This window comes from Nocardiopsis protaetiae (assembly GCF_045446735.1).
In the GTDB taxonomy this organism is placed as follows: domain Bacteria; phylum Actinomycetota; class Actinomycetes; order Streptosporangiales; family Streptosporangiaceae; genus Nocardiopsis; species Nocardiopsis protaetiae.
In genome coordinates, this window is sequence record NZ_JBJJBV010000064.1 from 1 (window position 1) to 26623 (window position 26623).

27 protein-coding genes and 1 riboswitch are annotated in these 26623 nt (G+C 73.8%); of the genes, 20 read left to right on the forward strand and 7 right to left on the reverse strand.

Translation table 11 applies throughout. From position 1 onward, the window contains the following. Positions 1-598: 598 nt before the first annotated feature. The 4 genes from ACJOT3_RS12495 to ACJOT3_RS12510 form a co-directional block, all read right to left on the reverse strand. Entirely contained in the window at positions 599-1366 is a 768-nt protein-coding gene (locus ACJOT3_RS12495) for a class I SAM-dependent methyltransferase (RefSeq protein WP_406972135.1), read from the reverse strand. A gap of 40 nt (positions 1367-1406) precedes the next feature. Beyond that, on the reverse strand, positions 1407-2642 hold the full coding sequence (locus ACJOT3_RS12500; protein ID WP_406972137.1) for a phospholipase D-like domain-containing protein: 1236 nt from the start codon (positions 2640-2642) through the stop codon (positions 1407-1409). 456 nt (positions 2643-3098) lie between these two features. Next, positions 3099-3884, reverse strand: coding sequence for a class I SAM-dependent methyltransferase (locus ACJOT3_RS12505; RefSeq protein ID WP_406972139.1), 786 nt, complete (start codon positions 3882-3884; stop codon positions 3099-3101). A 52-nt stretch (positions 3885-3936) separates the two neighbouring features. Continuing rightward, positions 3937-4590: a class I SAM-dependent methyltransferase gene (locus ACJOT3_RS12510; protein ID WP_406972141.1), complete on the reverse strand. Its 654-nt coding sequence runs from the start codon at positions 4588-4590 to the stop codon at positions 3937-3939. 75 nt (positions 4591-4665) lie between these two features. Between ACJOT3_RS12510 and ACJOT3_RS12515 the strand changes: the two genes are divergently transcribed. The 5 genes from ACJOT3_RS12515 (at position 4666) to ACJOT3_RS12535 (ending at position 9142) form a co-directional block, all read left to right on the forward strand. Then, the gene (locus tag ACJOT3_RS12515; RefSeq protein ID WP_406972143.1) at positions 4666-5226 is read left to right on the forward strand and encodes a helix-turn-helix domain-containing protein; all 561 of its coding nucleotides are present in this window, start codon (positions 4666-4668) and stop codon (positions 5224-5226) included. A 70-nt stretch (positions 5227-5296) separates the two neighbouring features. Continuing rightward, a complete protein-coding gene (locus tag ACJOT3_RS12520; RefSeq protein ID WP_406972145.1) occupies positions 5297-6322 on the forward strand; it encodes an STM4015 family protein in 1026 nt (341 codons plus the stop codon). Positions 6323-6404: 82 nt separating this feature from the next. Next, on the forward strand, positions 6405-7424 hold the full coding sequence (locus ACJOT3_RS12525; RefSeq protein WP_406972147.1) for an STM4015 family protein: 1020 nt from the start codon (positions 6405-6407) through the stop codon (positions 7422-7424). A 70-nt stretch (positions 7425-7494) separates the two neighbouring features. Beyond that, positions 7495-8586, forward strand: a complete 1092-nt coding sequence (locus tag ACJOT3_RS12530; protein WP_406972149.1) for an STM4015 family protein — start codon at positions 7495-7497, stop codon at positions 8584-8586. 10 nt (positions 8587-8596) lie between these two features. Further along, complete coding sequence (locus ACJOT3_RS12535) at positions 8597-9142, forward strand: DinB family protein (protein WP_406972151.1); 546 nt, start codon at positions 8597-8599, stop codon at positions 9140-9142. A gap of 213 nt (positions 9143-9355) precedes the next feature. Here the strand turns inward: ACJOT3_RS12535 and ACJOT3_RS12540 are convergent, their stop codons facing one another. Then, the gene (locus ACJOT3_RS12540; RefSeq protein ID WP_406972153.1) at positions 9356-9559 is read right to left on the reverse strand and encodes a hypothetical protein; all 204 of its coding nucleotides are present in this window, start codon (positions 9557-9559) and stop codon (positions 9356-9358) included. Positions 9560-9864: 305 nt separating this feature from the next. Here ACJOT3_RS12540 and ACJOT3_RS12545 point away from each other — a divergent pair, with 305 nt between their 5' ends. From ACJOT3_RS12545 to fdhD, 8 genes are all read left to right on the forward strand, one after another. Next, positions 9865-10605, forward strand: a complete 741-nt coding sequence (locus tag ACJOT3_RS12545; RefSeq protein WP_406972155.1) for a GntR family transcriptional regulator — start codon at positions 9865-9867, stop codon at positions 10603-10605. A 226-nt stretch (positions 10606-10831) separates the two neighbouring features. Further along, on the forward strand, positions 10832-11977 hold the full coding sequence (locus ACJOT3_RS12550; protein WP_406972157.1) for an STM4014 family protein: 1146 nt from the start codon (positions 10832-10834) through the stop codon (positions 11975-11977). 53 nt (positions 11978-12030) lie between these two features. Then, positions 12031-12897: an STM4013/SEN3800 family hydrolase gene (locus ACJOT3_RS12555; RefSeq protein WP_406972187.1), complete on the forward strand. Its 867-nt coding sequence runs from the start codon at positions 12031-12033 to the stop codon at positions 12895-12897. Next, entirely contained in the window at positions 12894-14252 is a 1359-nt protein-coding gene (locus ACJOT3_RS12560; RefSeq protein ID WP_406972159.1) for an STM4012 family radical SAM protein, read from the forward strand. The genes ACJOT3_RS12555 and ACJOT3_RS12560 overlap by 4 nt, the downstream gene beginning before the upstream one ends. Continuing rightward, complete coding sequence (locus ACJOT3_RS12565; protein WP_406972161.1) at positions 14252-15166, forward strand: STM4011 family radical SAM protein; 915 nt, start codon at positions 14252-14254, stop codon at positions 15164-15166. The genes ACJOT3_RS12560 and ACJOT3_RS12565 overlap by 1 nt, the downstream gene beginning before the upstream one ends. Before the next feature lie 43 nt (positions 15167-15209). Then, positions 15210-16013, forward strand: a complete 804-nt coding sequence (locus ACJOT3_RS12570; protein ID WP_406972163.1) for an HAD family hydrolase — start codon at positions 15210-15212, stop codon at positions 16011-16013. Positions 16014-16177: 164 nt separating this feature from the next. Further along, a complete protein-coding gene (locus tag ACJOT3_RS12575) occupies positions 16178-16678 on the forward strand; it encodes a DUF2087 domain-containing protein (RefSeq protein WP_406972167.1) in 501 nt (166 codons plus the stop codon). Between the two features lie 50 nt (positions 16679-16728). After that, positions 16729-17562: a formate dehydrogenase accessory sulfurtransferase FdhD gene (fdhD, locus tag ACJOT3_RS12580; RefSeq protein ID WP_406972169.1), complete on the forward strand. Its 834-nt coding sequence runs from the start codon at positions 16729-16731 to the stop codon at positions 17560-17562. 75 nt (positions 17563-17637) lie between these two features. Here fdhD and ACJOT3_RS12585 read toward each other — a convergent pair whose 3' ends face one another. After that, the gene (locus ACJOT3_RS12585; RefSeq protein WP_406972171.1) at positions 17638-17952 is read right to left on the reverse strand and encodes a DMT family transporter; all 315 of its coding nucleotides are present in this window, start codon (positions 17950-17952) and stop codon (positions 17638-17640) included. A gap of 29 nt (positions 17953-17981) precedes the next feature. Then, a riboswitch (guanidine-III (ykkC-III) riboswitch) is annotated at positions 17982-18044 on the reverse strand. A gap of 326 nt (positions 18045-18370) precedes the next feature. On the opposite strand from ACJOT3_RS12585, the gene ACJOT3_RS12590 reads away from it, so the two are divergent. The 7 genes from ACJOT3_RS12590 to ACJOT3_RS12620 all read left to right on the forward strand — a co-directional run bounded on the left by ACJOT3_RS12590 (position 18371) and on the right by ACJOT3_RS12620 (position 25694). Continuing rightward, complete coding sequence (locus ACJOT3_RS12590; protein WP_406972173.1) at positions 18371-18754, forward strand: DUF485 domain-containing protein; 384 nt, start codon at positions 18371-18373, stop codon at positions 18752-18754. A gap of 11 nt (positions 18755-18765) precedes the next feature. Beyond that, positions 18766-20451: a monocarboxylic acid transporter gene (locus ACJOT3_RS12595; protein WP_406972189.1), complete on the forward strand. Its 1686-nt coding sequence runs from the start codon at positions 18766-18768 to the stop codon at positions 20449-20451. A gap of 496 nt (positions 20452-20947) precedes the next feature. Then, positions 20948-21964, forward strand: a complete 1017-nt coding sequence (locus ACJOT3_RS12600; protein ID WP_406972175.1) for a sensor histidine kinase — start codon at positions 20948-20950, stop codon at positions 21962-21964. Next, positions 21961-22782, forward strand: coding sequence for a LytR/AlgR family response regulator transcription factor (locus ACJOT3_RS12605; RefSeq protein ID WP_406972177.1), 822 nt, complete (start codon positions 21961-21963; stop codon positions 22780-22782). Before ACJOT3_RS12600 ends, ACJOT3_RS12605 begins: the two co-directional genes overlap by 4 nt. Then, a complete protein-coding gene (locus ACJOT3_RS12610; RefSeq protein ID WP_406972179.1) occupies positions 22779-23180 on the forward strand; it encodes a hypothetical protein in 402 nt (133 codons plus the stop codon). Before ACJOT3_RS12605 ends, ACJOT3_RS12610 begins: the two co-directional genes overlap by 4 nt. Continuing rightward, positions 23177-24829: a sodium/solute symporter gene (locus ACJOT3_RS12615; protein WP_406972181.1), complete on the forward strand. Its 1653-nt coding sequence runs from the start codon at positions 23177-23179 to the stop codon at positions 24827-24829. The genes ACJOT3_RS12610 and ACJOT3_RS12615 overlap by 4 nt, the downstream gene beginning before the upstream one ends. 100 nt (positions 24830-24929) lie before the next feature. Beyond that, the gene (locus tag ACJOT3_RS12620) at positions 24930-25694 is read left to right on the forward strand and encodes a hypothetical protein (RefSeq protein WP_406972183.1); all 765 of its coding nucleotides are present in this window, start codon (positions 24930-24932) and stop codon (positions 25692-25694) included. Positions 25695-25719: 25 nt separating this feature from the next. Here the strand turns inward: ACJOT3_RS12620 and ACJOT3_RS12625 are convergent, their stop codons facing one another. Continuing rightward, the gene (locus tag ACJOT3_RS12625; RefSeq protein WP_406972185.1) at positions 25720-26505 is read right to left on the reverse strand and encodes a bestrophin-like domain; all 786 of its coding nucleotides are present in this window, start codon (positions 26503-26505) and stop codon (positions 25720-25722) included. Between the last annotated feature and the right edge of the window lie 118 nt (positions 26506-26623).

Genomic DNA, 26623 nt, shown 5'->3' on the forward strand with positions numbered 1-26623 from the left:
CAACCGCGCCACCGCCCACCCGGGCGGGTGACCTCACCGCCGAGGGCCCACACCACCACCTGTCCGGGCGAACGGCCGCGCCGCTGGACCGAGCACCTGCGCCACCACTGACCGGCCCCACCCCGGACGAGCAACCGCGCCACCGCCCACCCGGGCGGGTGACCTCACCGCCGAGGGCCCACACCACCACCTGTCCGGGCGAACGGCCGCGCCGCTGGACCGAGCACCTGCGCCACCACTGACCGGCCCCACCCCGGACGAGCAGCCGCGCCATCGCCGAACGCCACACCGGCCCGAGCAGCCGCGCCGTCGCCTACCTGGGCAAGCAGCCCACCGCGGAGCGGCCACGCCAAGGCGAACGCCCCTGTCTCCGACGGCCGGAGCATCAACGCCCGAACGGCGTGCCGGACGGCCGCCCTCATCGACTCCCACCCGCTTCCGCCAACCCGAACCGCGGCCCTTCCGCGGCCGGCGGAGAGGTCACAGCGGACACGGCACGGGATCGGCCACCGGCCCGCCGACCCTGCGGCCCGAGGTGGATCACCCGGCCCGGGGCCGCGCCGACCCGGACCGCTCGGTCCGGACCACCCGGACCGGGTCAGCGGGCGGGGCGCAGCACGTACCCCACGTAGCCGTACTCGTCGCCGTGCGCCCGGTACAGCTCCGCCTCGCGGCGCACGTCCTCGGCGGCCGCGGCCGCGTGCGGATCGCCCGGGTCGGACTGCTCCGCGCGGGACTCCAGCGGCGCGTAGTACGCCTCCAGCCAGTCGGAGTCCGGCAGCAGGTAGGTCGCCCGCACCGTGTACCCGGCCGCGGTCGCCGCCGCCACGTTCTCCGCGGTGGTGCGCAGCGGGTAGGCGGCGTCCCAGTACGCCCGCGTCTCGGCGGAGGGCTCGTCGGTGACCCACCCGCACTCGGTGACCACCAGGGCGCCCCCGGGCGAGAGCAGCCGCCGCCAGGAGCGCAGCGCCTCACCGAACCCGATGTGGTAGGCGGCCCCTTCGCTCCACACCAGGTCCACCGACCCGTCGGGCAGGTCGTCCAGCGACTCCATGGACCCCTCGCGGGCGGTGATCCGGTCGGCGACGCCCGCCGCCGCGGCCGCCTCCTCCAGCTCGCGCAGGAACGGCGGGTAGATGTCCACAGCCGTGATCCGCGACCCGGGCAGGCGCTCGGCGAGCACCAGGGAGGCCGCCCCGGTCCCGCTGCCCAGGTCCAGCACCCGCGGCCGCTCCGGGAGCGGGCCCGCCAGGGTCAGCAGCAGTTCCGTGGTGGCCCGCGACCCGGGCCCCTGGCGCTCCTGGCGCTCGTGCAGGGCCAGCGCGGCATTCAGGGACGGGTCGTCGAAGTCGAACTCGAACGCCATGTTCGGGGCCCTTTCCGGCCGGGTTCTCGGCAGCCGTGTCTCAGAGGAAGGGTCGCCAGGGGGCCAGGATGATCTCGCTGAACTTGGCGGCGAACGGGCGGCACCGCCACTCCTCCTCGGTGAGCTCCCGGGCGTTGGTGAGGTCGTTGGCGAAGACCTCCTCCAGGTGCCGGGCCACCCCCTCGTCGAAGATCTCGGCGTTGATCTCGTAGTTGCCGGTCAGGCTCAGCCGGTCGACGTTGGCGGTGCCGATGGTGCTCCACCGCCCGTCCACCGTCGCCGTCTTGGCGTGCACCATGGCGTCCTGGTACAGCCACAGCCGCACCCCGCCGCGCAGCAGCACCGAGTACTGGCCGCGGGCCATCCAGTCGGCCAGCACGTGGTTGGAGTTCTCCGGGATGAGGATGTTGACGTCCACGCCCCGCCCGGCCGCGTCCACCAGCGCCCGTTGCAGCTCCCGGTCGGGGATGAAGTAGGCCTGGGTGATGAGGACGCGGTCCTTGGCCCGGTCGATGGCCTCCAGGAACATCGCCCGGATCGGGTAGATGAGCTGTTCGGGCACGTTGCGGTGGACCCGGAACCGGGCGTCCCACTGCGGGTCGCCCAGCATGCCCAGCTCGGGCAGGCGCAGCCCGCGGTTGGCGTTCCAGAAGTCGACGAACGCGTTCTCCAGCTCCCACACCGCCGGGCCGTTCACCCGCAGGTGGGTGTCGCGCCACTCGGTGGCGTACAGCGAGCCCACGTTGTAGCCGCCGACGAACCCGACCTCCCCGTCGACGGTGAGGATCTTGCGGTGGTCGCGGCCGGACTTGCGGACGTTGAGCAGCAGCACCCCGGGGCGGAACGCCGGGTAGCGCAGCACCCGGACCTCGGGCGGGAAGTCGAAGAACGACCGGGGCACCACCAGGTTCGCGAACCCGTCGTAGATGACGTACACCTCGACTCCGCGCACCGACGCCTCGATGAGCGCCTGTTTGAAGTCGTTCCCGGCCCGGTCGTCCTTGACGATGTAGGACTCGAACAGGATGCGGCGCCGGGCCCCCCGGATCGCCGCGAGCATGTCCTCGTACAGGTCCTCGCCGTAGGTGTACACCGTGGCGGTGGTGTCGCCGACGGGGAGCGCCTCGGGGGCGGTGCGCGGGAAGAACGCCCGGTGCGGGCGCACCTTGCGCCGCCAGTGGTTGATTCCCATGAGGGTCGCCGCCACCGCGATCTGGGCCGTCAGGAGGCCGAGCAGCCCCCATTTGACCGCGGACTTGATGGTGGAGCGTCGCACAGTCGCCTCCCGAGCAGGACGTCCGCCGCGCCGGGCGTCCGGTCCCCGTGAACACCGTTACCGGCACAAGGTGGACCCCCACCGTAACGCGCCGACACCCGCCCGGGTCGGCACACCCCGTCGTGTCCGGTACGTGTCAGCCGTTCGTCAGCCTCCGATCAGCCATCTGTCAGCCGCACCGCCCCATGTCAGCTCCCGCGCGGCCACCTGTCAGCGTCCTGTCAGCCACACCGCACGCGCCAGCCCCCGGCGGGCCGGTCGCGTCAGCCGCACCGCACGCGTCAGCACCCGGCCGATCGCCTGTCAGCGCCCTATCAGTCGCGCCGCACGCGTCAGCACCCGGCGAGCCGGTCGCGTCAGCCGCACCGCACACGTCAGCACCCGGCCGATCGCCTGTCAGCGCCCTATCAGTCGCGCCGCACGCGTCAGCACCCGGCCGATCGCCGTCAGCCGCCGTCAGCCGCGGCGGCGGCAGATCAGCAGTTCGGTCGTGGGGCTCTCCCGGCGGCCGCGCACCAGGCGGCGTTCCAGCGGGTAGAGGGCGGCCCCGGCCAGCCAGCCGGTGGGGCCGGTGAGGGTGGCGGCGCGCAGCGCCCCGCCCCAGGCCTTGCGCCAGGGCGCGGCGGCGTCGACCTGGGCGTTCATCAGCACCAGCATGGGCACCCGCAGGCGCAGGTCGAACCCGGCCTTGTCCAGGGTCCCGGCGATCCACTCCAGGGTGCGGTTGACCTGGTGCTCGCCGCGCTGTTCGGGGCGCTGGAGGCAGTTCTCGGAGATGACGAGCGTCCCGCCGGGGCGCAGCACCCGGGCGAACTCACCGATCGCGGAGGTGTAGCGGTCGTCGTCGGTGATGTGGAAGAGGACGTCCATGCAGGACAGGGCGTCGAACGACGCGTTCTCGAACGCGTCGAGGTCGGCGGCGTCCTGGCGGACGAACCGGTGGTCGGGGAAGCGCTCGCGCAGCCGCGCCACGGCGGCGTCGGTCATGTCGCAGCCGGTGACGTCGGCGGCGCCCAGCCGGTCCCAGAGCCGGACGTAGAAGCCGGTGCCGCTGCCCACGTCCAGGACGCTCGGGTCGATGAGTCCCAGGCGTCCCACCTGGCGCAGGAACACCTCTTCGCGGACCCGGTACATCCAGGTGTTGAAGGGGCGCCCCAGGGCGCGGTAGCCGACACCGCTCTCGGTCCAGTCGCCTTCGAGGCGGCGCTCCCAGAAATCGCGCAGTTCACTGTGTGTGGCCATGTCACCACTCTCACACCGGGGAGGCGCGGATGTCCCGCCACGCCACCGCGTGTCACCCGGCGATCGATCCCTCCTCTCCCGATCCGGCCCCCGGCCCGGCTCCAGGCCCGGCCCCCGGCCCGGGGCGGTGGGCGACGACCCGCTCCACGAACCCCAGGGCGGTCCGGTCGTACCGGTCCACCGTGAACCCGACCTCCCGCGCCACCGCGCGGGGCAGCCGCCGGGGCCGTTCCTTGCGGGCCTCGCGTCGGCGCCAGGGGGCCTTGGTGTACTCGATGTGGTCGACGAGCAGCAGCAGCCCGCCGGGGCGCAGCACCCGGTGCATCTCCTCCAGCGCCCGCCGCTGGTCGGGGATCGCGCACAGGGCCAGGGCGCACAGGACGGTGTCGAAGTCGCCGTCGGCGAAGGGCAGGTCCTGGGCGTCGCCCTCCACCAGGGTGACCGGGCGGCCGAGCCGGGCGGCCCGGCGGCGGGCCAGGCCGAGCATGGCGGGGCTCAGGTCCAGGCCGGTGAGCTCGACCCCGTCGGGGTAGTAGGGCAGGTCGTGGCCGGTGCCGACGGCCACCTCCAGGGTCCGGCCGCGGGCCCGGCCGCACAGCCGCGCCCGGGTGTCGCCGATGACCAGCCTCTGGAGGCGCTCGCCGCGGTCGTATCCGGCGGCCATCCGGTTCCAGTCGCCGCGGACCCGTGTGGTGTCCTCGTCCATGGTCGTCCCCCTCTTGCGGGTGTTCCCGTCCCGTGCCCCTTGACACGGGAGCCCAGTGTGGAACTTCATGTGGACATGAGGTCAAGCACCGGGAAGTCGAACGACGGGAAGCCGCACACCGTCCGGTCGGGCACCGGGCAGCCGGGTACCGGACGCTCGGGCACCGGGGAACTGTCCATCGGGGATCTGGCCGCGGAGTTCGGGCTGGGCCCGCACGTGCTGCGGCACTGGGACGCGATGGGGGTGCTGGAGCCGGTCCGCCGGGTGGGCGGGCAGCGCCGGTACGCGCCGGAGCAGCGGTTGCAGGTGGCGCTGGTCCTGAGCGCGCAGGAGGCCGGGATGAGCCTGGACCGCATCCGGGAGCTGGGCGGGGCCGACGCCGAACGGCGCGGGGCGGCGCTCGCCGACCACCTGGCCGAACTCGACGAGCGGCTGGAGCGGCTGCGGGCGGCCCGGGAGATGGTGGCGCACGCGGTGGCGTGCGAGTCCGGGGACGTGCTCAAGTGCCCGAACCTGAGGCGGATGCTGGAGGAGGCCGTGGCGTCGGGCTGCCACGCGCGGGCGGCCCGGGAGGCCCGGGAGGCCCGGGACGGGCGTGCGGAACGCGCGGAGCGGCTGCCGACGGCGCGGGACTGATCCGCCGCGTTCGTCGCCGGGTTCTGCTATTCCTGGTTCCTCCCAGCGCACCACACCTCCCGAGGAACCCATGACGTTCAACGCCCACATGACCGAGTTCGGCGGGCTGCCCGTGTTCGAGTACCGCTCCCCGGACGGCATGGCCGCCCAGCGCGAGTGGGCCGAGAAGCACCCGGGCGGCCGCCGCGGCCTCACCGAGGCGCTGCCGCTGCTCGCCGCCCTGCGCACCCCGGCCTCGTTCGCGTGGCGGCTGCGCGACGCCGAGGGCTGGGAACCCCGCAGGGGCGAGGACTTCGTGCAGCGGTACTACGAGTGGTTCTGCTCCGAGGTGGACCCCGCGGCCGTGACGGCCCTGGTCATCGGCAACCACGAGGAGACCATGGACGTCATGGAACCCGAGCCGATCCGGGACGCGCTGCTGGCGACGGCGCCGCGGTGGACCGGGGTGCGGTCGCTGTTCTACGCCGACGCCACCTACGACGAGTGCGAGGCCTCCTGGCTGGAACACGGCGACCTGTCGGCGGTCCTGGAGGCCTTCCCCCGGCTGGAGCGGCTGGGCATCCGGGGGACGGGGGCGCTGTCCCTGCCGGTGGAGGAGCACGCCCACCTGCGTTCGCTCACCCTCCAGGGCGGAGGTCTGCCCGCGGATCTGGCCCGCCAGGTCCTGGCCTCCCGCTACCCGGCGCTGGAGCACCTGGAGCTGTGGCTGGGCGTGCAGAACTACAACGGCGACACCTTCCCGGCCGACCTCGCCCCGCTGCTGGAGGGCCGGGTGCACACCGGGGTCCGGTCGCTGGGGCTGCGCAACGCCGAACGGACCGACCTGTGGGTGGAGGCGGTGGCCGGGTCCCCGATCCTGGACCGGCTGGAGGCCCTGGACTTCTCCTCGGGCACCCTCACCGACAAGGGCGCGCAGATCCTGCTCGACACCCCCGGCTTCCGCGGTCTGCGCCGCCTCGACCTGCACCACCACTTCATGACCGAGGACATGGAGAAGCGTGTCCTGGAGGCCTTCGCCGACACCGGAACACAGGTGGACGTCAGCGAACGCCTCGACGGCGGCGGCGACCGCCTCTACCCCTCCGTCACCGAATAGGGGGCGGGCCCCGTACGCCCATCCGTCACCGCGGGCTGCTACACATGTCCCATCCACCCCCTCTCCACCAGGAGTGATGTCAATGGTCGGCGACCACCTCAGCACCTTCGCCGGACTGCCGGTGTTCGAATACGTGTCCCCCAAGGGGATGGCCTCGACGACCGAGCGGTACAACCGCCGCCCGGCCCCCGACCCGCTGGCGCGGCTCGCCGCGCTGCGCACCGTGCGCGATTACGCCTGGCGGTTGGGGGTCGACAGCTACGAGCCGGAGGAGGACTTCCGGGAGTACTTCGCCTCCTTCGTGGAGGAGGCGGACACCTCCCTGGTCCGGGCCATGGTGATCGGCCCGGCGGGGTCCTCCGAGACCCAGGAACCGGGTACCCCGGCACGCGACGCCCTCGTGGAGCACGGCGCCGCGTTCACCGGGCTGGAGGCGCTGTTCATCGGGGACATCGTCGCCGAGGAGTCCGAGATCTCCTGGATCCACCAGCCCGACCTGGCGCCGGTGCTGGCCGCGTTCCCCGGCCTGACCGAGTTCGCGGTGCGCGGCACCGGCGACCCCTACATGCACGAGAAGAGCCAGCTGGGCCTGGACATCGGGCGGCACGACGCGCTGCGCAGCCTCACCGTGCAGAGCGGCGGCCTGCCCGCCCGGATCGCCCGCGGCATCGACGCCTCCGAGCTGCCCGAGCTGGAGAACCTGGAGCTGTGGCTGGGTGTCGAGGACTACCGCGGCGACACCACCCCCGACGACCTGGCCCGGACCCTGTCGGGCGAGGCCTTCCCGCGGCTCAACCACCTGGGGCTGCTCAACGCCCAGTACACCGACCAGTGGGTGCGCGCCCTGGCCGACGCGCCGGTGGTGGAGCGGGTGCGCTCCCTGGACCTGTCCATGGGCACCCTCACCGACGAGGGCGCGCAGGTGCTCCTGGACGCCCCCGTGTTCCGGGGGCTGGGGCGGTTGGACCTGGAGCACCACTACATGTCCGAGGAGATGGAGGCGCGCGTCCGCGCCGCCTTCGCCGAGGCGGGCGTGGAGGTGCACATCGACGACCGGCAGTTCCAGGACGGCGAGTGGCTCTACCCGTCGGTGACGGAGTGAGGGAACCCCTCGCCCCGCACCTGGACCGGCGAACCGTACCGCTGCACCGCGGTCTTCGAGTAGGAGCACTGTGCGCGACCCCCTGCGGCCCAACGAAGAACTGCTGACCGGGTTCGGCGGGCTGCCGGTCGTGGAGTTCCCCGGGTACGACACCGTCGACCACGAGTACCAGGGCCTGGTCCGCTCCGGGCGGCCGGTCCCCGACCCCTACCCGCCGCACGCCCGGCTGGCCGCCGCGGTCGCGGCGCCCGAAACCGTCGCGTGGCGGCTGCGGCTGGACGACGACGTCGCGCTGGGGCTGCGGAAGGCGCAGGCCGAGCGGTACCACCAGTATCAGCGGGTGGAGGACGCGGGCGCCTACATCGCCCGTTTCGGCCAGGAGGTCGACCCGGGGCGGGTGGCCGCGCTGATCGTGGGCGACCTGGCCGACTTCGAGCACACCATGGACCCCGACCGGGTGTTCGCGGCGCTGCTCGCGTCGGCGCCGCGGCTGACCGGGCTGCGGCACCTGTTCTACGGCGAGGTGCTCCAGGACGACAACGAGATCTCCTGGATCCACCACACCGATCTGGGACCGCTGGTGGCGGCGCTGCCGTCGCTGGAGACGCTGACCGTGCGCGGGGGCACCGGGGACCTGGCGCTGAACGTGGGGCGGCACGAGCGGCTGCGCGAGCTGACCGTGCAGAGCGGCGCCCTGCGCCCGGAGGTCGTCCGGCAGGTGTGCGCAGCGGACCTGCCCGCGCTGGAACACCTGGAGCTGTGGACGGGGGTGGAGGAGTACGGCGGGGAGACCGCGCCCGCCGATCTGGGGCCGGTGCTGGCGGGGGACGTGTTCCCGCGGCTGCGGCGCCTGGGGCTTCGCAACGTCGAGCGGCTGGACGCTTGGATCCCGGAACTGGCCGCCGCGCCGGTGGTGGGGCGGGTGCGAGTGCTGGACCTGTCGCTGGGCGACCTGACGGACGAGGGCGGGCAGGCGCTCGCCGCGCACGCCTCGGCGTTCGCTCACCTGGAGCGGCTGGACCTGCACCACCACTTCCTCGGGGAGGAGACGGCGGCGCGGGTGCGCGCCGCCCTGCCCGGGGTGGACGTCGATCTCTCCCACCCGCAGGATCCGCGGGTGTGGGACGGCGGGATCCGCTACTACACCGCCGTCGCCGAGTAGGAGGACCACCATGGGCACCAGAAGGGCCGAGCTGTTCGGCGGCGATGATGGCGAGCGCCGGTTCGCCGGGCCGACGACCGGGGGCGAACGGCCAATGCTGGTCGACGTCCTGGCCGCCCAGCGCGCCACGTTCCGGCTGAAGTGCGCCGGTCTGGGGCCGGAGCTGGCGCTGCGGTCGGTCCAGCCGTCCACGCTCTCGCTGCTCGGCCTGGTCCGCCATCTGGCGGACGTGGAGCGTCGCTGGTTCCGCCGGGTGCTGGCCGGGCAGGACGCGCCCGCCCTGTTCGCCTCGGCGGCCGACCCCGACGGGGACTTCGACGGCGCCCGGGACGAGCCCGGGCTCGCGGAGGCCGCCTGGGCGGCCTGGCGGGCCGAGGTGGACTTCGCCGAGCGGTTCACCGCTCGGGCCCCGGACCTGGACGTCGAGGGCGTCGACTCCTGGCGGGGCGCGGTGTCGCTGCGCTGGGTGCTGCTGCACATGGTCGAGGAGTACGCCCGCCACAACGGCCACGCCGACCTGCTCCGGGAGCGCATCGACGGGGCGATCGGCCTGTGAGCCCCTGTTCGCGCCGATGGCCCGGGGCTAGGGTGCGGGGGTGACCTCTTCGATGGCGGACCCGGCGTCGCCTCGGGGTGGAAGGACACCCGGTACCGGCCTCCGCGGCGCCCCGGCGCGGGTGGCGGGCCGACGATCCGGATCTCGGGTGCCCTGGGTTTCGGACGGCTGAGGATCCGCCACGCACGCCGCTGACGCCCGTTCACGGGGCGGTCAGCCCTCGCCGGGCCGGTCGCCGAGGACGGAGCGCTGCCAGGCCAGGAACTCGCCCTGGCGGCGGACGGCGTTCTTCTCCTCCTCGGTGAGGTCGTCCGGGATCGGGTCCTCGGCCGGGTCGTAGTCGGGCTTGTCCATGTCCTGCTCCGTGGTCTCGGTGGTGTGGCGGCGGGTCGGCGGACGCCCACGGGTGAGGAACACCGCGCGGCCGTGACCGCCGAGCCAGACCGCACGGTGCCACGCTCGGGCCGAACAGGGTCGGGCACACTGGAGGTGTGACCGCCGAACGCTCCACCGCCTACGGGCCAGCACTCGACCGCTGGCTTTATAGGGGCTAAACCCTCGCATGTGACGACAGTAACCCACCCTTTCACCAGGCGCAATAGGGGGGCTAAAGTCGACCGTGGAGCACCCCGAAGTGAGGATTCGCCTTGGATGCAAGGACATTGCACGACATCGCCGTTATGCCCGACCCGCTGGACAGAGCCCGCGCGGCGTCAGCGGCCATGACCACCTTGCAGGGCCAGAGCGTCGAACTCTCCCGCATCCGCCGGGCCGCGATCATCGAGGCGCAGCAGGGCGGCATGCTCCAGGAGGACATCGCCCGGCACCTGGGCGTCTCCCCCGGCCGGGTCTCCCAGATGAAGAAGGCCGGAGCCGCCGAACCCGACCACCGGGCGCCCACCGGCCCCACCGAGCCCAGACCGCGCGTGCTCGTCCAGCGGGCGCTCCCGACCCCGCCCAGCACCCGGGGCTCCAAGTCGCTCTACCTCACCGAAGCCGAGCAGCAGGGGCTCAACCCCGAGCGCAAGATGCTGTTCGTCGGCCAGGAGCCCGCGAACGAGCACGTCGCCCTGGGCCTGCGCGTCGAACCCGGCGACAACGTGATCGCCCGCCGCAAGATGTTCTGGGCCAACGGCGTCCCGGTCCGGATCTCCACCTCCTACTTCCGCGTGGACGTCGGCGAGAACACCCGCCTGGACGGCGAGGGCTTCGTGCTGCCCACCCTCCAGGCCGCCATCGAGGACCTGGGGCACCGCTTCGACCACGCCGTCGAGACGCTGACCGCGCGCCCGGCGACCCCCTACGAGGCCGACCTGCTCGACATCCCCGGCGAGTGGGTGGTGCAGGTCCTGCGCGTCAGCCACTCCACCGACGACCTCCCCGTCCACGCGCTGGAGACGATCTGCGCCGCGTCCCGCCACACCTTCCCCATCGGCCAGGCCGTCGGCAGCGACCAGTTCTGACCCGCGAACCCGGCGGCCCCGACCCCGGTCGGGGCCGCTCCCTCCCGGAGCGGCAAGGGAGCACCGGACGGCGGAACGTCGCCGGGGGCTGCTAAACCTGGAACCCCCGAAACCCCAGGTGGAAACGCACGGTCCCCCACCGGCGCCCCTCCGCCGCCGAGCAACACCGCCGAGGAACCCCTGTGCCCGACACGACCGAGGTCCGCCACTGCACGGCGGTGTCCGAATGACCGGCACGCCGATCCGCGCGGATGTCCGGGACCGCCCCCTGGTCGTGGTCGGCGTCCCCGGCAACCGGCGCCTGGAGCTGTTCCGGGCCGCCGCCGCAGCCACCGGATGGCCCGAGCCCGTCGTGCTGCCCTGGCGCGACCTGGCCGCCGGTCCCGTGGAGGTCCCGGCCGGGGCCCTGGTCCGGGTGGACTCCCCCGGCGGCGACGTCCCCACCGAGCGCCTGCTGCGCGGCTGGGACCACGACCCCGACCTGTACCGGGCCGAGGGCACCGGCGACCACCACGCCGGGTTCCGCGCCGCCCTGGCCCGGCTCGCCGACGCGGTCGCCGCGGCCCCCGGCGCGCACCTGCTCCAGGACGTGGACGACCTGGTCGCCATGTGCGACAAGCGCCGCTGCCACGCCCGCCTGGAGGCCGCCGGGGTGCCGGTGCCGCCCGCGCCCCGCACGCCGGTCCGGAACTACCGGGAGGTTCGAGAGGCCATGGCCGCGCACCGCTGGCACCGGGTGTTCGTCAAGCCCGCGCACGGGTCCTCGGCCTCGGGGGTGATCGCCCTGGCCACCGCCCCGGGCGGCCGCATCCGCGCCGTCACCTCCGCGCACCTGGCCCGGGACGGGGACGGCCGCCCCGCCCTGTTCAACAGCCTCAGGCTGTGCACCTACACCACGGAGGAGGAGGTCGCCGCCGTCGTGGATGCCCTGGCCCCCGACGGCCTGCACGTGGAGCGGTGGGTGCCCAAGGCCGGGTTCGCCGGGAAGACCATCGACCTGCGGGTGGTGGTGACCGCCGGGAAGGCGAACCACGTGGTGGTGCGCTCCTCCCGCTCCCCCATGACCAACCTGCACCTGGGCAACGCCCGCGGCGACCTGGAGGCCCTGAAGGCCGACGTCGGCCCCGACGCCTGGGAGACGGCGATGGCGGTGGCCGAGGCCGCCGCCGGGTGCTTCGCCACCCTGCACGCCGGGGTGGACCTGCTGGCCACCCCCGGCTGGCGGTCGTTCGCGGTGTGCGAGGTCAACGCGTTCGGCGACCTCGTCCCCGGGGTGCTGAACGAGGGCCGCGACACCTACGCCGAGCAGCTGCACGCCCTGGACACCGGCCGCTTCCCCGTCCCGTCCGCTCCGGCCGGCCGGGCATCCTGAGAGACACCATGGACACCACCCTTCCCACCCACCCCACCGCCGAGATCCCGGACATGAACGCCGTGGTGGGCACGCACGACCTGCTGCTGCTCACCCTGGACACCCTGCGCCACGACGTCGCCGTCGAACTGGCCGCGGCCGGGCGCATCCCCCACCTGGCCCGGCTGCTGCCGGGCGGGCGCTGGGAGGAGCGGCACGCCCCGGGCAGCTTCACCTACGCCTCGCACCTGGCGATGCTGGCCGGGTTCCTGCCCACCCCCGCCGCGCCCGGCCCGCACCCGCGGCTGTTCGCCGCCGCGTTCCCCGGGAGTGTGTCCACCGCCCCGCGCACGTGGACGTTCGACACCCCCGACCTGGCCTCGGGGCTGGCCGCAGCCGGGTACCGGACGGCGTGTGTGGGCGGCACCGGGTTCTTCAACCGCCGGTCGGCGGTGGGCTCGGTCATCCCCGACATGTTCCAGGAGAGCCACTGGGAGGAGTCGTTCGGCGTCGCCGACCCGCACTCCTTCGAGAACCAGGTGGCGCGGGCCGTCGAGGTCACCCGCGCCCGGCCCGCCGGACAGCCGCTGTTCCTGCTGCTCAACGCGGCCGCCCTGCACCAGCCCAACTGGTTCCACCTGCCCGGGGCGACCCGGGAGGCCGGGGACACCCGGGAGAGCCACGCCGCCGCCCTGGAGTACATCGACCGGCACCTGCCGCCGCTGCTGGAGGCGATGGCCGCGCACCGGCCGTGCTTCGCGATCGTGTGCTCCGACCACGGCACCGCCTACGGCGAGGACGGGCACGTCGGGCACCGGATCGGCCACGAGGTGGTGTGGACGGTGCCCTACGCCCACTTCTTCCTCCCGCACGGCTACACCGTGCCGACCACCGCACCCGCCACCCCGCCCACCACCGAGCCCGAGGAGGCGACCGCGTGACGGCCCTGCCCCTGGTCCCGGCCACCGAGCCCGTGGCCGCCGACTCCCCCTACCGCTCCTACGTGTACGCCTACCCTCACAAGAGCGCCTACCGCCCGTTCGCCGAGCGCCCCCCGCTGGCCGACCTGTGGCGGGGCGAGGACGTGCGGGCGCTGTCGCTGTACCTGCACATCCCGTTCTGCGAGATGCGCTGCGGGTTCTGCAACCTGTTCACCCGCTCCACCCCGCCCGCCGAACAGGTCGCCGCCTACCTCGACGCGTTCGAGCGCCAGGCCCGCACGGTGGCCGCCGCCCTGCCCGACGGCGCCGGGTTCGCCCGCGCCGCCCTGGGCGGGGGCACCCCCACCTACCTGGAGGCCGACGAGCTGACCCGGGTGTACGACGTGCTGGAGTCGGCGTTCGGGGTGGACCTGGCCGCCGTCCCGATGTCGGTGGAGACCTCGCCCGCCACCGCGACCGCCGACCGCCTCGCGGTGCTGGAGGCCCGCGGGGTCACCCGGATCAGCATGGGCGTGCAGAGCTTCATCGACTCCGAGGCGCACGCCGCGGGACGCCCGCAGAAGCGCGCCGAGGTCGACCGGGCCCTGGAGCTGATCCGCGCGCACACCACCGCCGGCCTCAACGTGGACCTCATCTACGGGATCGACCGGCAGGACGAGCGCACCTGGGCCTACTCCCTGGACACGGCCCTGGAGCACGCCCCGGAGGAGGTCTACCTCTACCCGCTGTACGTGCGCCCGCTCACCGGGCTGGGCCGCCGCGGCCGCTCCTGGGACGACCACCGGCTGGGCCTGTACCGGCAGGGCCGCGACCACCTGCGCGAACGCGGCTACGAGCAGGTGTCCATGCGCATGTTCCGCCGCGCCGACGCCCCCGAGGCCCAGGGCCCCGACTACTGCTGCCAGACCGACGGCATGGTGGGCCTGGGCTGCGGCGCCCGCTCCTACACCACCGCCGCGCACTACTCCTTCGACTACGCGGTGGGGGTGGGGCAGGTGCGGTCGATCATCGCCGACTACATCGGCCGCGACGCCGCCGACTTCGCCCGCGCCGAGGTGGGCTTCCTGCTGGACGGCGACGAGCGGCGCCGCCGCCACCTGCTCCAGTCGCTGCTGCGCACCGAGGGCATGGCGGCCGCCGACTACACGTCCCGGTTCGGCACCCATCCGCGGGAGGACTTCCCTGACCTGTTCGCCGCCCTGGACCGGCGCGGCTGGCTGGCCGACAGCGCGGCCGGAGGCGGGGCAGGGCGCGTGCTGCTCACCGAGGAGGGCCTGGCGCACTCCGACGCCGTCGGGCCGCTGTTCTTCTCCGACCGGGTGAACGCGCTCATGGCCGAGTACGAGGCCCGCTGATGGCGGCGCCCGCGCGGCCGCTGCCGCCGCACCTGACGCTGCTGTACCGGGGGCCGCTGGCCAGCTGCGACTACGACTGCCCGTACTGCCCCTTCGCCAAGCGCCGCGACAGCCCCGAGACGCTGCGCGCCGACCGGGCCGCCCTGGAGCGGTTCCAGGACTGGATCGCCGAGCGGGCCGCCGCGGACCCCGGCACCCGGTTCTCGGTGCTGTTCACCCCGTGGGGCGAGGGGCTGGTGCGCTCCTGGTACCGCGCGGCGCTGGCCCGGCTGAGCGCGCTGGAGCACGTGGAGCGGGTGGCGATCCAGACCAACCTGAGCGGCCGGGTGGAGTGGCTGGCCGACTGCGATCTCTCCTCGGTGGCGCTGTGGACCACCTACCACCCGGGCCAGGTCGCCCACGAGCGGTTCCTCGCCAAGGCGCGGCGCCTGGTGGAGCTGGGGGTGCGGTTCAGCGTGGGCGTGGTGGGCGAGCCCGGGCACCTGGCGGCGGCCCGGCGGATGCGCGCCGACCTGCCCGAGGACGTGTACCTGTGGGTGAACGCCGCCGAGGGCCGGACCTACACCGACGCCGAGGCCGCCGACTGGCAGGCGCTCGACCCGCACTTCCACTACAGCCGCCACCCGCACCCCAGCCGGGGCCTGCCCTGCCGGACCGGTGACAGTGTGCTGTCCGTGGACGGCGACGGGAACGTGCGGCGCTGCCACTTCGTGGACACCCCGATGGGCAACCTCTACGACGGGTCGTTCCGGGAGCGGCTGGGGCCCGGCGGCTGCCCGCTGACCAGCTGCGACTGCCACATCGGGTACGTGCACCTGGAGTCGCTCGACCTCTACGACGTGTTCCGCGGCGGTGTGGTGGAGCGCGTCCCGGCGGTGCGGCCCCGAGTCCTGCCGCTCACCGTCCGGCCGTGAATCCGCTTCCGGAGCGTCACCGGGGCCCGACATAATCCGACACATGGTCTTTCCCCGTGTCATCGCCACCGATCTCGACGGCACCCTCCTCGGCCTCGACGGCCGGGTCTCCGAACGCAACCGCCGCGCCCTGGCCGCCGCCGTGGCCGCCGGGGTGAAGCTGGTCCTGTCCACCGCCCGCCCGATGCGCACCACCCACCACATCGCCTCCCTGTTCGACTGCTCGGCGGTGCTGTGCGGCAACGGCGCGGTGGCGCAGATCCCGGGATCCGACCCCTTCGTGCGGGCGCTGGACACAGCCACCGCCGGGACGGTCATCGGCGAGCTGCGCGGCGCCCTGCCCGGGGTGGGGTTCGGCGTGGAGACGGGGACGGACTTCTACCACGACGCCGGGTACGACCTGGAGCCCTGGGTGTCCAACGACTGGGTGCGCGAGGTGGTCGACTCCACCGACACCCTGCTGGAGCGGGCCCGGCCCATCACCAAACTGCTGGTGCGCTCGCAGGGCATCCCGGTGCACGTCCTGCACGAGACCGCGTCGCAGGCCGTGCGGGGCATGGTGGAGGTGACCTACTCGGGCGGCTTCGGGCTGCTGGAGATGAGCGCCCAGGGTGTGGACAAGGGCAGCACCCTGGCCATGGTGTGCGAACGCTGGGGGGTGTCCGCGGAGGAGGTCGTGGCCTTCGGGGACATGCCCAACGACCTGCCCGCGCTGTCCTGGGCGGGCGCCGGGTACGCGATGGAGAGCGGGCACCCGGCCCTGCTGGACCCGGCGCTGGGGCTGCGGACGGCGCCGCCCGCCCACCAGGACGGGGTCGGCCGGATCGTGGAGGGGCTGCTGGCCTGAGCCGCGCGGCCGGGGCACCCGCGCCCGGGACGCCCACGGCCATCCGCCGCTACCCGCGGCCACCCGGGAAAATCCCTGGCCTGCGGGAACGGCCCCGGCTTAGGGTGCGGTTGCGCCGCCCGCCGGCGGCGCCACGACCGCAACGCAACCCCTGGGAGCCCCCGATGCCGCACCCCGCCCGGATCGCCTCCGCCCTGGCCGACCCCGAACGCCTGGAGCTGTACGCCCGCGTCGTCGTCGCCGGCGCCACCGGTGTGCCCGCCGAGGAGGTCGCCGCCGCGGGCCCGGTCGCGGCCCGGCACCTGGCCCGGCTGGCCCAGGCCGGGCTGATCCGGGAGGAGGACGGCCGGGTGGAGTGGGTGCCGGACGCGTTCGCCGCCGCCGTGCGCGACCAGCGGCCGGCCGAGCCGCGGGACCCGGTGGACGAGCTGTTCCGGGACGGGCGGCTGGTCTCCATGCCCGCGCGCCGGGAGACGCGGCTCAAGGTGCTGGACCGGATCGCCCGGCGGCTCTTCGTCCCGGGCGCGGACTACGACGAGAAGCAGGTGAACGCGCTGCTGCGGACCTGCTTCGACGACACCTCGGCGCTGCGCCGGTACCTGGTGGACGAGGGCCGCCTCGACCGCACCGACGACGGGCGTGTCTACCGCCTCGCCGCCGGGTAGCGTGAACGCGCACCTCCCGCGGTGCACGGCGAGCGAGGACGGTGGGGGCGATGGGGCGGGTCACGGTACGGGACAGGGTCCTGCGGATCAGGGACGGGGTCGTCTCCGAGCGGGTCGACACCCTGGTCGCCGAGGAGCCGATGGAGATCCGGCTGAACGGGCGGCCGCTCACCATCACCATGCGCACACCCGGGCACGACTTCGACCTGGCCGCCGGGTTCCTGGTGGGCGAGGGGGTGGCCGCGGCCGCCGACGACGTGCGGGCGGTCCGCTACTGCGCCGGGGCGACCGAGGACGGGTCCAACACGTTCAACGTGGTGGACGTGGGCCTGGCCCCGGGTGTGCCGGTGCCGGAGACCTCGCTGGAGCGCAACTTCTACACCACGTCCTCCTGCGGGCTGTGCGGAAAGGCGAGCCTGGACGCGGTCCGGTTGCAGGCCCGCTGGGAGGTGGCCGACGACCCGGTGCGGGTGGAGGCCGCGACGCTCGCGGAGCTGCCGGACCGGCTGCGCGGTGAGCAGAAGGTGTTCGACCGCACCGGAGGCCTGCACGCCGCCGGGCTGTTCGACGCCGCGGGCCGCCCGCTGGTGGTCCGCGAGGACGTGGGGCGGCACAACGCGGTCGACAAGGTCGTGGGGTGGGCGCTGCGCGAGGGGGCGCTGCCGCTGGGCGGAACGGTGCTGGCGCTGTCGGGCCGGGCGTCGTTCGAGCTGGTGCAGAAGGCGTGGATGGCGGGGATCCCGGTGGTCACGGCCGTGTCGGCGCCGTCGTCGCTGGCCGTGGAGCTGGCCCGGGAGGCGGGCATCACCCTGGTGGGGTTCCTGCGCGGCACCTCCATGAACGTGTACTCGGCGACCCGCCGCGTCGCCCTCCCCGAGGGGTGAGGGCGCGGCGCCCCCGGCACCGGACGACCGGCACCGGGGGCGCAAACGATTCAGCGGGATCAGGGGGCCAGGGGCCTAGTGGGCCAGCTTGAGGCCGACCACCCCGGCGACGATGAGCAGCAGGCACAGCGCCTTGGTCACGCTGAACCCCTCGCCCAGGACGAACATGCCCACCAGCGCGGTGCCGACGGCGCCGATGGCCACCCACACCGCGTACCCTGTGCCCACGGGGATGCTCCGCAGGGCGTAGGCCAGCCCCGCCATGCTGCCGGCCAGGGTGACGCCGAAGATCACGGTCGGCCACAGCCGGGTGAAGCCCTTGGACGCGCTCAGCGCGGTCGCCCACGCGGTCTCCAGCAGTCCGGACAGGACGAGTACGAGCCAGGCCATCGGTACACCTCACAGACGAGAACGGATGTTCCACGCCGTCTTGTCCTGACCGGGTACGGCGCACCTCGTCCGGGGTCCGAGAGGACCTGGCCCGCGCACGGCGCGGGCGGTGTCGGTGTAAACGGTACAACGCCCCCCGGGGACGGGCCGTTCCTCCCCCGCCGGAGATCCCCCTCACCGGCGCCGACCACTGGCCGACCGTTCGTCCCTCACCGCGACCGCTCGTCGCACGGTGGGCGACCGCTCGCCGCTCGACGTCCTCGTTCGGCGCGCGCGGCCGTGTCCCCCCTCCTGGTCGGGCAGTGCGACTCCTTACAGTGCCGGGTAATACAGGTCACATTCGAGAAATCCGGATGTAACGAGACCCGGCCCTACCAGCGCACCGTCCCCGCCATCCCCCGGAGGTACGACCCACACCATGGCCACGAAGCAACCGCCCGAACCCCCGGCGGAGGAGACCGCGGCCCCTCTCAACGGGGGGCTCTCGGAAGCCGACGTCATCGCGATGCACAGCGACCCCAAGTTCCTGTTGCTCAAGCAGCGGCTGTACCGGTTCATCTTCCCGATGAGCCTGGCCTTCATGGCCTGGTACCTGCTGTACGTGTTCATGTCCGCGTTCGCACGCGACCTGATGAGCACCCCCGTCCTGGGCCAGTTCAACCTCGCCCTGGTCTTCGGCGTGCTCCAGTTCGTGACGACCTTCGGGATCGCGATCCTCTACTCGTCGTACTCGCGTAAGAACCTCGACCCGGCGGCCGCCGACGTCCGCAACGCCCTCGAAGAGAAGGCGGAGGACCGGTGAACACCCCTCTCCTGAACCTCGCCGCCGAGGCCACCGCGGTCAGCGACACCAGCCGCGCCGTCACCATCGCGCTGTTCAGCCTGGTCGTCGCGGCCACCCTGTACATCACGGTGTGGGCCAGCCGCCGCACCCACAACGCCACCGACTTCCACTCGGGCGGCCGCGGGTTCAACGCCACCCAGAACGGGTTCGCGATCGCGGGCGACTACATGTCCGCGGCCTCCTTCCTCGGCATCGCGGGCATGATCGCCCTGTTCGGCTACGACGGCTTCCTGTACTCCATCGGGTTCCTCGTCGCCTGGCTGGTGGCCCTGCTGCTCGTCGCCGAGCTGCTGCGCAACTCCGGCCGCTACACCATGGGCGACGTCCTGTCCTACCGGATGCAGCAGCGCCCGGTGCGCACCGCGGCGGCGGTCTCCACCGTCACCGTGTCGATCTTCTACCTGCTCGCGCAGATGGTCGGCGCCGGCGCCCTCATCTCCCTGCTGATGGGCATCCAGCCGGGCGAGACCTACCTGGGCATGTCCGGTGAGACCGCCAAGATCGTCGGCATCGTGGTCGTCGGCATGCTGATGACCATCTACGTCTCCTTCGGCGGCATGAAGGGCACCACCTGGGTCCAGATCATCAAGGCCGTCATGCTGATGACGGGCGCCGGGCTGCTGGTGCTGCTCACCCTGTCGATCTACGGCTTCAACTTCGGCGCCCTGATGAGGGACGCGGCCGACGCCAGCGGCCAGGGCGCGGCGTTCCTGGAACCGGGCCTGCGCTACGGCGTGGAGGTCGCGGGCGACCCCATCCGGACCCTGTGGAACAAGCTCGACCTCATCAGCCTGGGCATGGCCCTGGTGCTGGGCACGGCGGGCCTGCCGCACATCCTCATCCGCTTCTACACGGTGCCCGACTCGGTCACCGCCCGGAAGTCGGTCAACTGGGCCATCGCCCTCATCGGCACCTTCTACCTGTTCACCCTGGTCCTGGGCTTCGGCGCGGCGGCCATCGTGGGCCACGAGGCGATCACCACCCAGGACGCGGCGGGCAACGCCGCCGCCCCGCAGCTGGCCCAGTCGGTCGGCGCGTACTTCGGCGGCGAGATCGTCGGCGCGGTGCTGCTGGCGCTCATCGCCTCGGTGGCGTTCGCGACGATCCTGTCGACGGTGGCCGGCCTGGTCATCGCGTCGTCCTCGTCGCTGGCGCACGACTTCTACAACTCGGTCCTGCGCCGGGGTCGGGCCACCGACACCGAGGAGGTGCGGTTCGCCAAGCTCGCGGCGATCGGCATCGGCGTCGTCGCCGTCACCCTGGCGATCTTCGCCCAGGGCCTCAACGTGGCCTTCCTGGTGGCCCTGGCCTTCGCCATCGCCGCCTCGGCCAACCTGCCCACGATCCTGCTCAGCCTGTTCTGGAAGCGCTTCAACACCCGCGGTGCCGTCTCCGGCATCTACGGCGGCCTGATCGCCGCGGTGGGCCTGGTGTTCTTCTCGCCGGTGGTCTCCGGCGCCGAGACCTCGCTCATCACGACCGCGGACTTCTCCTGGTTCCCCATCGCGAACCCGGCGCTGTTCTCGGTGCCGATCGGTCTGCTCTGCGCGATCGTCGGCACGCTCACCTCCAAGGAGCAGGACTTCGCGAAGTTCGCCCAGATCCAGGTCCGCGCGCTGTCCGGCGCGGGCGCGGAGAAGGCGGCGGACCACTAGCCCACCCGTCGCCCACCACCACCCTCAACGGACGGCCTTCGGCCGACCCACCTAACCCACCCGTCGCCCACCACCACCCTCAACGGACGGCCTTCGGCCGACCCACCTGGCCCGCCCAGGGCTGGAGCCCGCACGATCCACGTGAGGGCTCCAGCCCCAATAAATCCGCCCCTGAACCACAGAGGATCCGAGGAGGCCATCGGCGGCCACACTCCCGACCGGGGGTGCACCCTGCCTCCGGGTTCACCGGCCGCCGCCCCGGGTCCCCTCCCCACACCGGGCCCGTCACCCTCACGGGTGGCGGGCCCGGCCCGTGCCCGAACCGACATCCCCCGCGAAGATCCCCACGGAGACCGAAAGGTGACCCGGACAACGTGAGCGCCGACACACTTTGCTGGGATATCGTCGTCTTGTGTCGTACCGGTGGCCGTCGTGGTTGTCCCCCTCCCGACGTCGCCGCCCCGAGTCGTCGGAGCCGCGGGCGAGCGTCGAATTGATGCGCCAGGTCCACGCCCTGGGCGTCGACCTCCGGGACGGGCTGCACGGCAGGAGCGTGCCCGCCGCCGCCAAGCGGCTGCGGCGGATCCTGGGCGCCGAGGGCGTCGTCCTGGCCGACCTGGACGGCCCGGTGGCCGGCCACGGCAGGCGCCCGGAGCCCGAGGAGGTGGACACCCTGCTCGCCCAGGTCTTCGAGTACGGCAGCAACGTGCGCACCCGCCTCAAGGACGGCACCACGGTGTGCGCCGTCCCCCTCAACGTCGCCGACGAGATCTCCGGCGCCCTGCTGGCCTCCGGCGACCCGGTCGAGGCCGACGTGGAGGCGGCGGCCGCCCTGGTCGCGGACTCCCTGGACCACGCGGCGCTGCGCCGGGCCCGCACCCGGATCGCCGCCGCCGACCTGCGCACCCTGCGCGCCCAGATCTCCCCGCACTTCGTGCACAACGCGCTGGCCGTCATCGCGGCGCTGGTGCGCACCGACCCGGACCGGGCCCGGCACCTGCTGTCGGACTTCGCCGACTACCTGCGGTACGGGTTCTCCGAGAAGGGCGACTACGCCACGGTCGCCGACGAGCTGGAGGCGGTGCAGACCTACCTCGAACTCCAGCGGGCCCGGTTCCACGACCGGCTGGACATCACCGTGCGGATGGCCCCGGAGGTGCTGCCGGTGGCGATCCCCTTCCTGGTGGTGCAGCCCATCGTGGAGAACGCGATCCGGCACGGCCTGGAGCGCAAGGAGGGGCGCGGGCACATCAGCGTCTCGGGGTTCGGCGAGGGCCCGCTGTGCGTCATCGAGATCGAGGACGACGGCGTCGGCATGCACCCCGACCTGGCGCGCGCCCTGCTCGCCGGGACCGGGCCCGAATCGCGGAGCATCGGGCTGGCCAACGTGGACCAGCGGCTGCGCGCCGTCTACGGACCCGAGTACGGTCTGGTGATCGAGACCGCGTTGGGGGAAGGGACCAAGGTGACCGTGCGCGTTCCGAGGTTCGCCAGGGGGGTGGTGGCGCCGTGAAGCCCGCGCTCCGCGTCCTGGTGGTGGAGGACGAGGCGTCCACCCGCCAGGAGATGGCCGCGCTGCTGGGCGACATGCCCGAGGTGGCGGAGGTGCTCGTGGCCGAGAACGGCGCGGCGGCCGTGCGCCTGCTCGGGGTGGAGAGCATCGACGCGGCGTTCCTGGACATCCTCATGCCGGGGCTGGACGGGATGGACGTGGCCCGGGTGCTGAGCGTCATGTCCGACCCGCCGTCGATCGTTTTCGTGACGGCGTCGGAGGCGCACGCCGTGGAGGCGTTCGGCATCGGCGCCGTGGACTACCTGCTCAAGCCGATCCGGCCGGAGCGGCTGGCCGAGGCGGTGGGGCGGATCGCGCAGCTGCGCCGCCCCGAGGAGGCCGCGCCCCCGGCGGAGGACCTGCACGTGGTGCAGATCGACACGGGCCGCCGGACGGTGTTCGTCAAGCGCGACGACGTGCAGTTCGTCGAGGCGCAGGGCGACTACGTGCGGCTGCACACCGCCGAGGGCGGCCACCTGATCCGGCTGTCGCTGTCGTACCTGGAGGAGGTGTGGGCGTCGGCGGGGTTCGTCCGGGTGCACCGGGGGTTCCTCATCGCCATCCCGTGGGTGCGCGACCTGCGGGTGACGTCCTCCTCGGGCCTGGTGGCGGGCACCCCGGCCGGGGACGTGCCGGTGAGCCGCCGGCACGGGCGGCACCTGCGCTCCCGGCTGCTGGAGGCGGCCCGCCGCGACCAGCTGGGGCGGGCCGCCAACGCCCAGGGCACGCCCCGGCCCCGGGACGGTGAACCCGACGGCTCCCCGCGGCAGGCCCCATGAGCCCGCGGCGGGAGAAGCTGACCAGCCCGCAGACCCGGATCGCGCTGGCCCGCGGTAACCGCCCGGCCCAGCACCTGCTGCCGATCCCCGGGCCGGTGGACACCGAGGCGGCGCGGCGGCTGTTCCACCGCCAGCGCCGGACGGCGGTGCGCACGGTGGGGCTGCTGTCGCTGCTGCTGTTCGGGACGAGCGGGGCTTTCGCGCTGTGGCCGCAGCTGACGCAGTCGCGACTGGCGGGGATCCCGCTGTCGTGGGCGCTGCTGGTGGTGGCGGTGTACCCGCTGCTGTTCCTGCTGGCGCTGTGGCACGTGCGCTCGGCCGAGCGGGCCGAGGAGCGGGCCGCGGCCGAGGCCGCCGCGCACGCGGACGCCGACGGGAAGGACCCCACCGAGCCGTGATCTCCGTCCTGGCCATCGGCCTGGTGCTGGTCACCAGCCTCGTCATCGGCGTCTACGGGGTGCGCGCCGCCCGCTCCACCTCCGACTTCCTGGTGGCCTCGCGCCGGGTGTCGCCGAACTGGAACGCGCTGGCGATCGCCGGGGAGTACCTGTCGGCCGCCTCGGTGCTGGGCCTGTCCGGGCTGCTGCTCAAGAACGGCCTGGGCACCATGTGGTACGCGGTGGGTTTCTGCGCGGGCTACGTGGCGGTGGTGGCGCTGGTGGCCGGGCCGATGCGCCGGTCGGGCGCGTTCACGGTGCCGGACTTCGCGGAGTACCGGCTGGGCGCGCCCCGGCTGCGCAAGCTGTGCGGGTTCGTGGTGCTGGTGATCATGCTGCTGTACCTGGTGCCGCAGTTCAAGGGCGCCGGGGTGGTGCTGGCGCTGGTCAGCGGCACGCCGTACTGGGTGGGCGTGGTGCTGGCCGGGATGGTGGTGAGCGGGTCGATCGCGGCCGGGGGGATGCGCTCGGCGACGTACGTGCAGGCGTTCCACTACGTGGTCAAGCTGCTGTTCATCGCGATCCCGGCGGTCTACCTGGTGGCGCACGCGGGCGCGGACGTGCGGGCGCAGGCCCTGCACCCGGAGTGGGGGACGCACTTCGCGGAGGCGACCCGGGTGGAGTTCACGGTGGACACCACCTTCGGCCTGGACGCGCCGGTGGCGGTGACCGCGCCGGACGGTACGGGCGTGGAGCTGGCCGAGGGCGACCACACGGTGGCGGCGGGCACCGTGTACGAGTTCCCGGCGGGGGCGACGGTGCCGCACCCGGAGGGCCTGCCGGACCTGGGCGGGGAGCGGTGGAGCACGCCGCTGCTGAACTCGGGCGGGTTCCCGCTGTTCGAGACGTGGTCGACGCTGCTGGCGATCACGCTGGGCTGCATGGGGCTGCCGCACGTCATCATGCGCTTCCACACCAGCCCGTCGGCGCGCGTGGCCCGCCGGGTGGCGGTGGGGGTGATCGCCCTGCTGGGCCTGTTCTACCTGTTCCCGGTGGTGTACGGGCTGCTGGGGCGGGTGCTGACCCCGCAGCTGGTGCTGTTGCAGGGCACGGACACGGTGGCGGTGGTGCTGCCCGCGCAGGCGGTGCCGGGGTCGGCGGGGACGATCCTGACGGCGCTGGTGGCGGCGGGCGCGTTCGGGGCGTTCCTGTCCACGTCGTCGGGGCTGCTGCTGGCGCTGGCGGGCGGGCTGTCGCACGACCTGTTCCGGGGGAGCGTGCCGCGGCTGCGGCTGGCGGTGGCGGTGGGCGCGTGCGTGGCGGTGCTGCTGGCGCTGCCCGCCGAGAAGATCGACATCAACGTGCTGGTGGTGTGGGCGTTCACGGTGGCGGCGTCGACGTTCTGCCCGCTGCTGGTGCTGGGGATCTGGTGGCGGCGGCTCACCCTGCCGGGCGCGGCGGCGGGGCTGACCGTGGGCGCGGTGACGGCGACCGGCGCGGTGGGGTGGTCGATCCTGCTGCCGACCCCGGCGGGGTGGGGGACGGTGCTGCTGGCGCAGCCCGCGGCGTGGACGATCCCGCTGGCGTTCGCGACGATGGCGGTGGTGTCCCGGCTGACCCGGCCGCCGGACTGGGCCGAGCACGCGGTGCTGCGGCTGCACTCGCCCTGAGACCGGAACCCCCGGGCGTCCGGCCGCCGCGTTCCGGACCCGTGGGCCGCCCCGACCCCGTACGATCTCCGAGTGTCATACAACGAGCACGAGGAGTGATATGAGGTCCCCCCGCCGCACCCTGGCCGTCCTGGTGACGGGCCTGCTGCTGCTCGGCGGCGCCCCGGCGGCACAGGCAGCCGTCCCCGACCCCGTGGTCTCGAAGGGTCCCGTGTCGGTCTCCGCCGGGGAGGGCGGGGTGCGGGTGGACGCCCCGGGCGTGAACGCGGTGAGCGCCCCCGACCGCGTCGAGGTGGAGGTCGGCCGGACCCCCGTGTCGCACGTGCTGGTCTGCGCCGACGGCACCCGGGTGGTGGTCCACTCCGGCCGGGCCCCGGCCTGCCCGCCGCGGGAGCCGCGGCCCGAGCCCCCCGCGCCCCGGCCGCCCGCGCCGGAGCCGCCCGCGCCCCGGCCGCCGGACCCCGAGGAGCCGCCGTCCGCGGAGGAGCCCCCGGCCGTTCCGGGGGTTCCGGAGCCGCAGCCGCGGCTGCCGCGCACACCCGAGGGGCCCCAGGCCCGGCCGGCGCCTCCGCTGGAGACGCCCGCCCCCGGCGCGGAGCCGACCGCCGACCCCGCGGCCTCGCCGGAACCCGGGGTCGCGGACCCCGCCTCCCCCGCCGAGGAGGACGAGCCCCCGGCGGCCGCCCGGCGCGAGGAGTCCGTGGAGGAGGTGGCCGCGACCCTGCCGCTGGCGGACATGACCGGGGGCGGGACGGCCGTCTCCCCCGCCTTCGGGACGATGCGCACCTCGGCGGTGCTGGTGGTCATCGTGGCCGTGGCCGCCGCCGCGTCCGCGGGCGCCGCCACCCGCGCGAGCCGCGGATAGCCGGAGCGGCGGGCGGTGGGAGAACTCAGTAGGAGGACATCGGGGAGGCCAGGGCCCGGTCGATGGCGTCGAACCCGGCCAGGGCCTCCTCGATCCCTCCCGCGTCGTGGGCGAGGATGCCGCTGAACGGGTGGCCGACGTAGAACAGCAGCACGATCGTGGCGAACACGAACGCCAGGTTCGCCCCGGCCCAGAAGTAGGCGGCGCGGGAGCCGCGCTTGAGCATGGCGAAGGGCAGCACCGCGACGGCGGTCGCCGAGAGCACGGCGATGCCGGTGAGCGCGGGCGGCATGCCCTCGGTGGCGGCGTCGGCGCGCTCCAGGCGGGCCTCCCCCAGCGAGTTCAGCTCCTGGCGGGCGGTGAGCCGGTCCAGCCCGTCACCGGTGTCGGAGACCGACAGCGAGCGGACCGAGGCGGCCAGGTCGGCGTAGGCGGCGTCGCCCTCCGCGCTCAAGCCCTCGCCCGCCTCCATGGCGGGCCAGTCGTCCTCGACCACGGAGCCCAGGTAGTCGCGCAGCCGGTCGCGGACCTGCTCGGCCTCGTGCTCGGGCAGGGCGACCGTGCTCCAGTACAGGGACTGGGCGGAGCCGACCTCGGCCATCAGCCCGTCCTCGGCACCCTTGTAGCCCTCCCAGCCGATGACCACGCCCATGGCGGCCGCGCCGAGGTAGAGGGCCAGGACGCAGGGGGCCACGACGATGCCGACGGCTCCGCCGGACTCCCCGTCGTCGACCCGGAATCGGCCGGCCGCCAGGACCGCCCCCGCCACCATGGCGGCCAGTACGGCGAGGATGAGGAACAGGGTGAACATAGGGATTCCCGAGGGCAGATTCCGTCACTGTCGGTCACATGATTAGCACGGACCGGAATTGCCTCGTGGGAGTTCGTGGAAACAGCCGTAAATGTGCGGTTGGCGTTGCGGCCCGCGC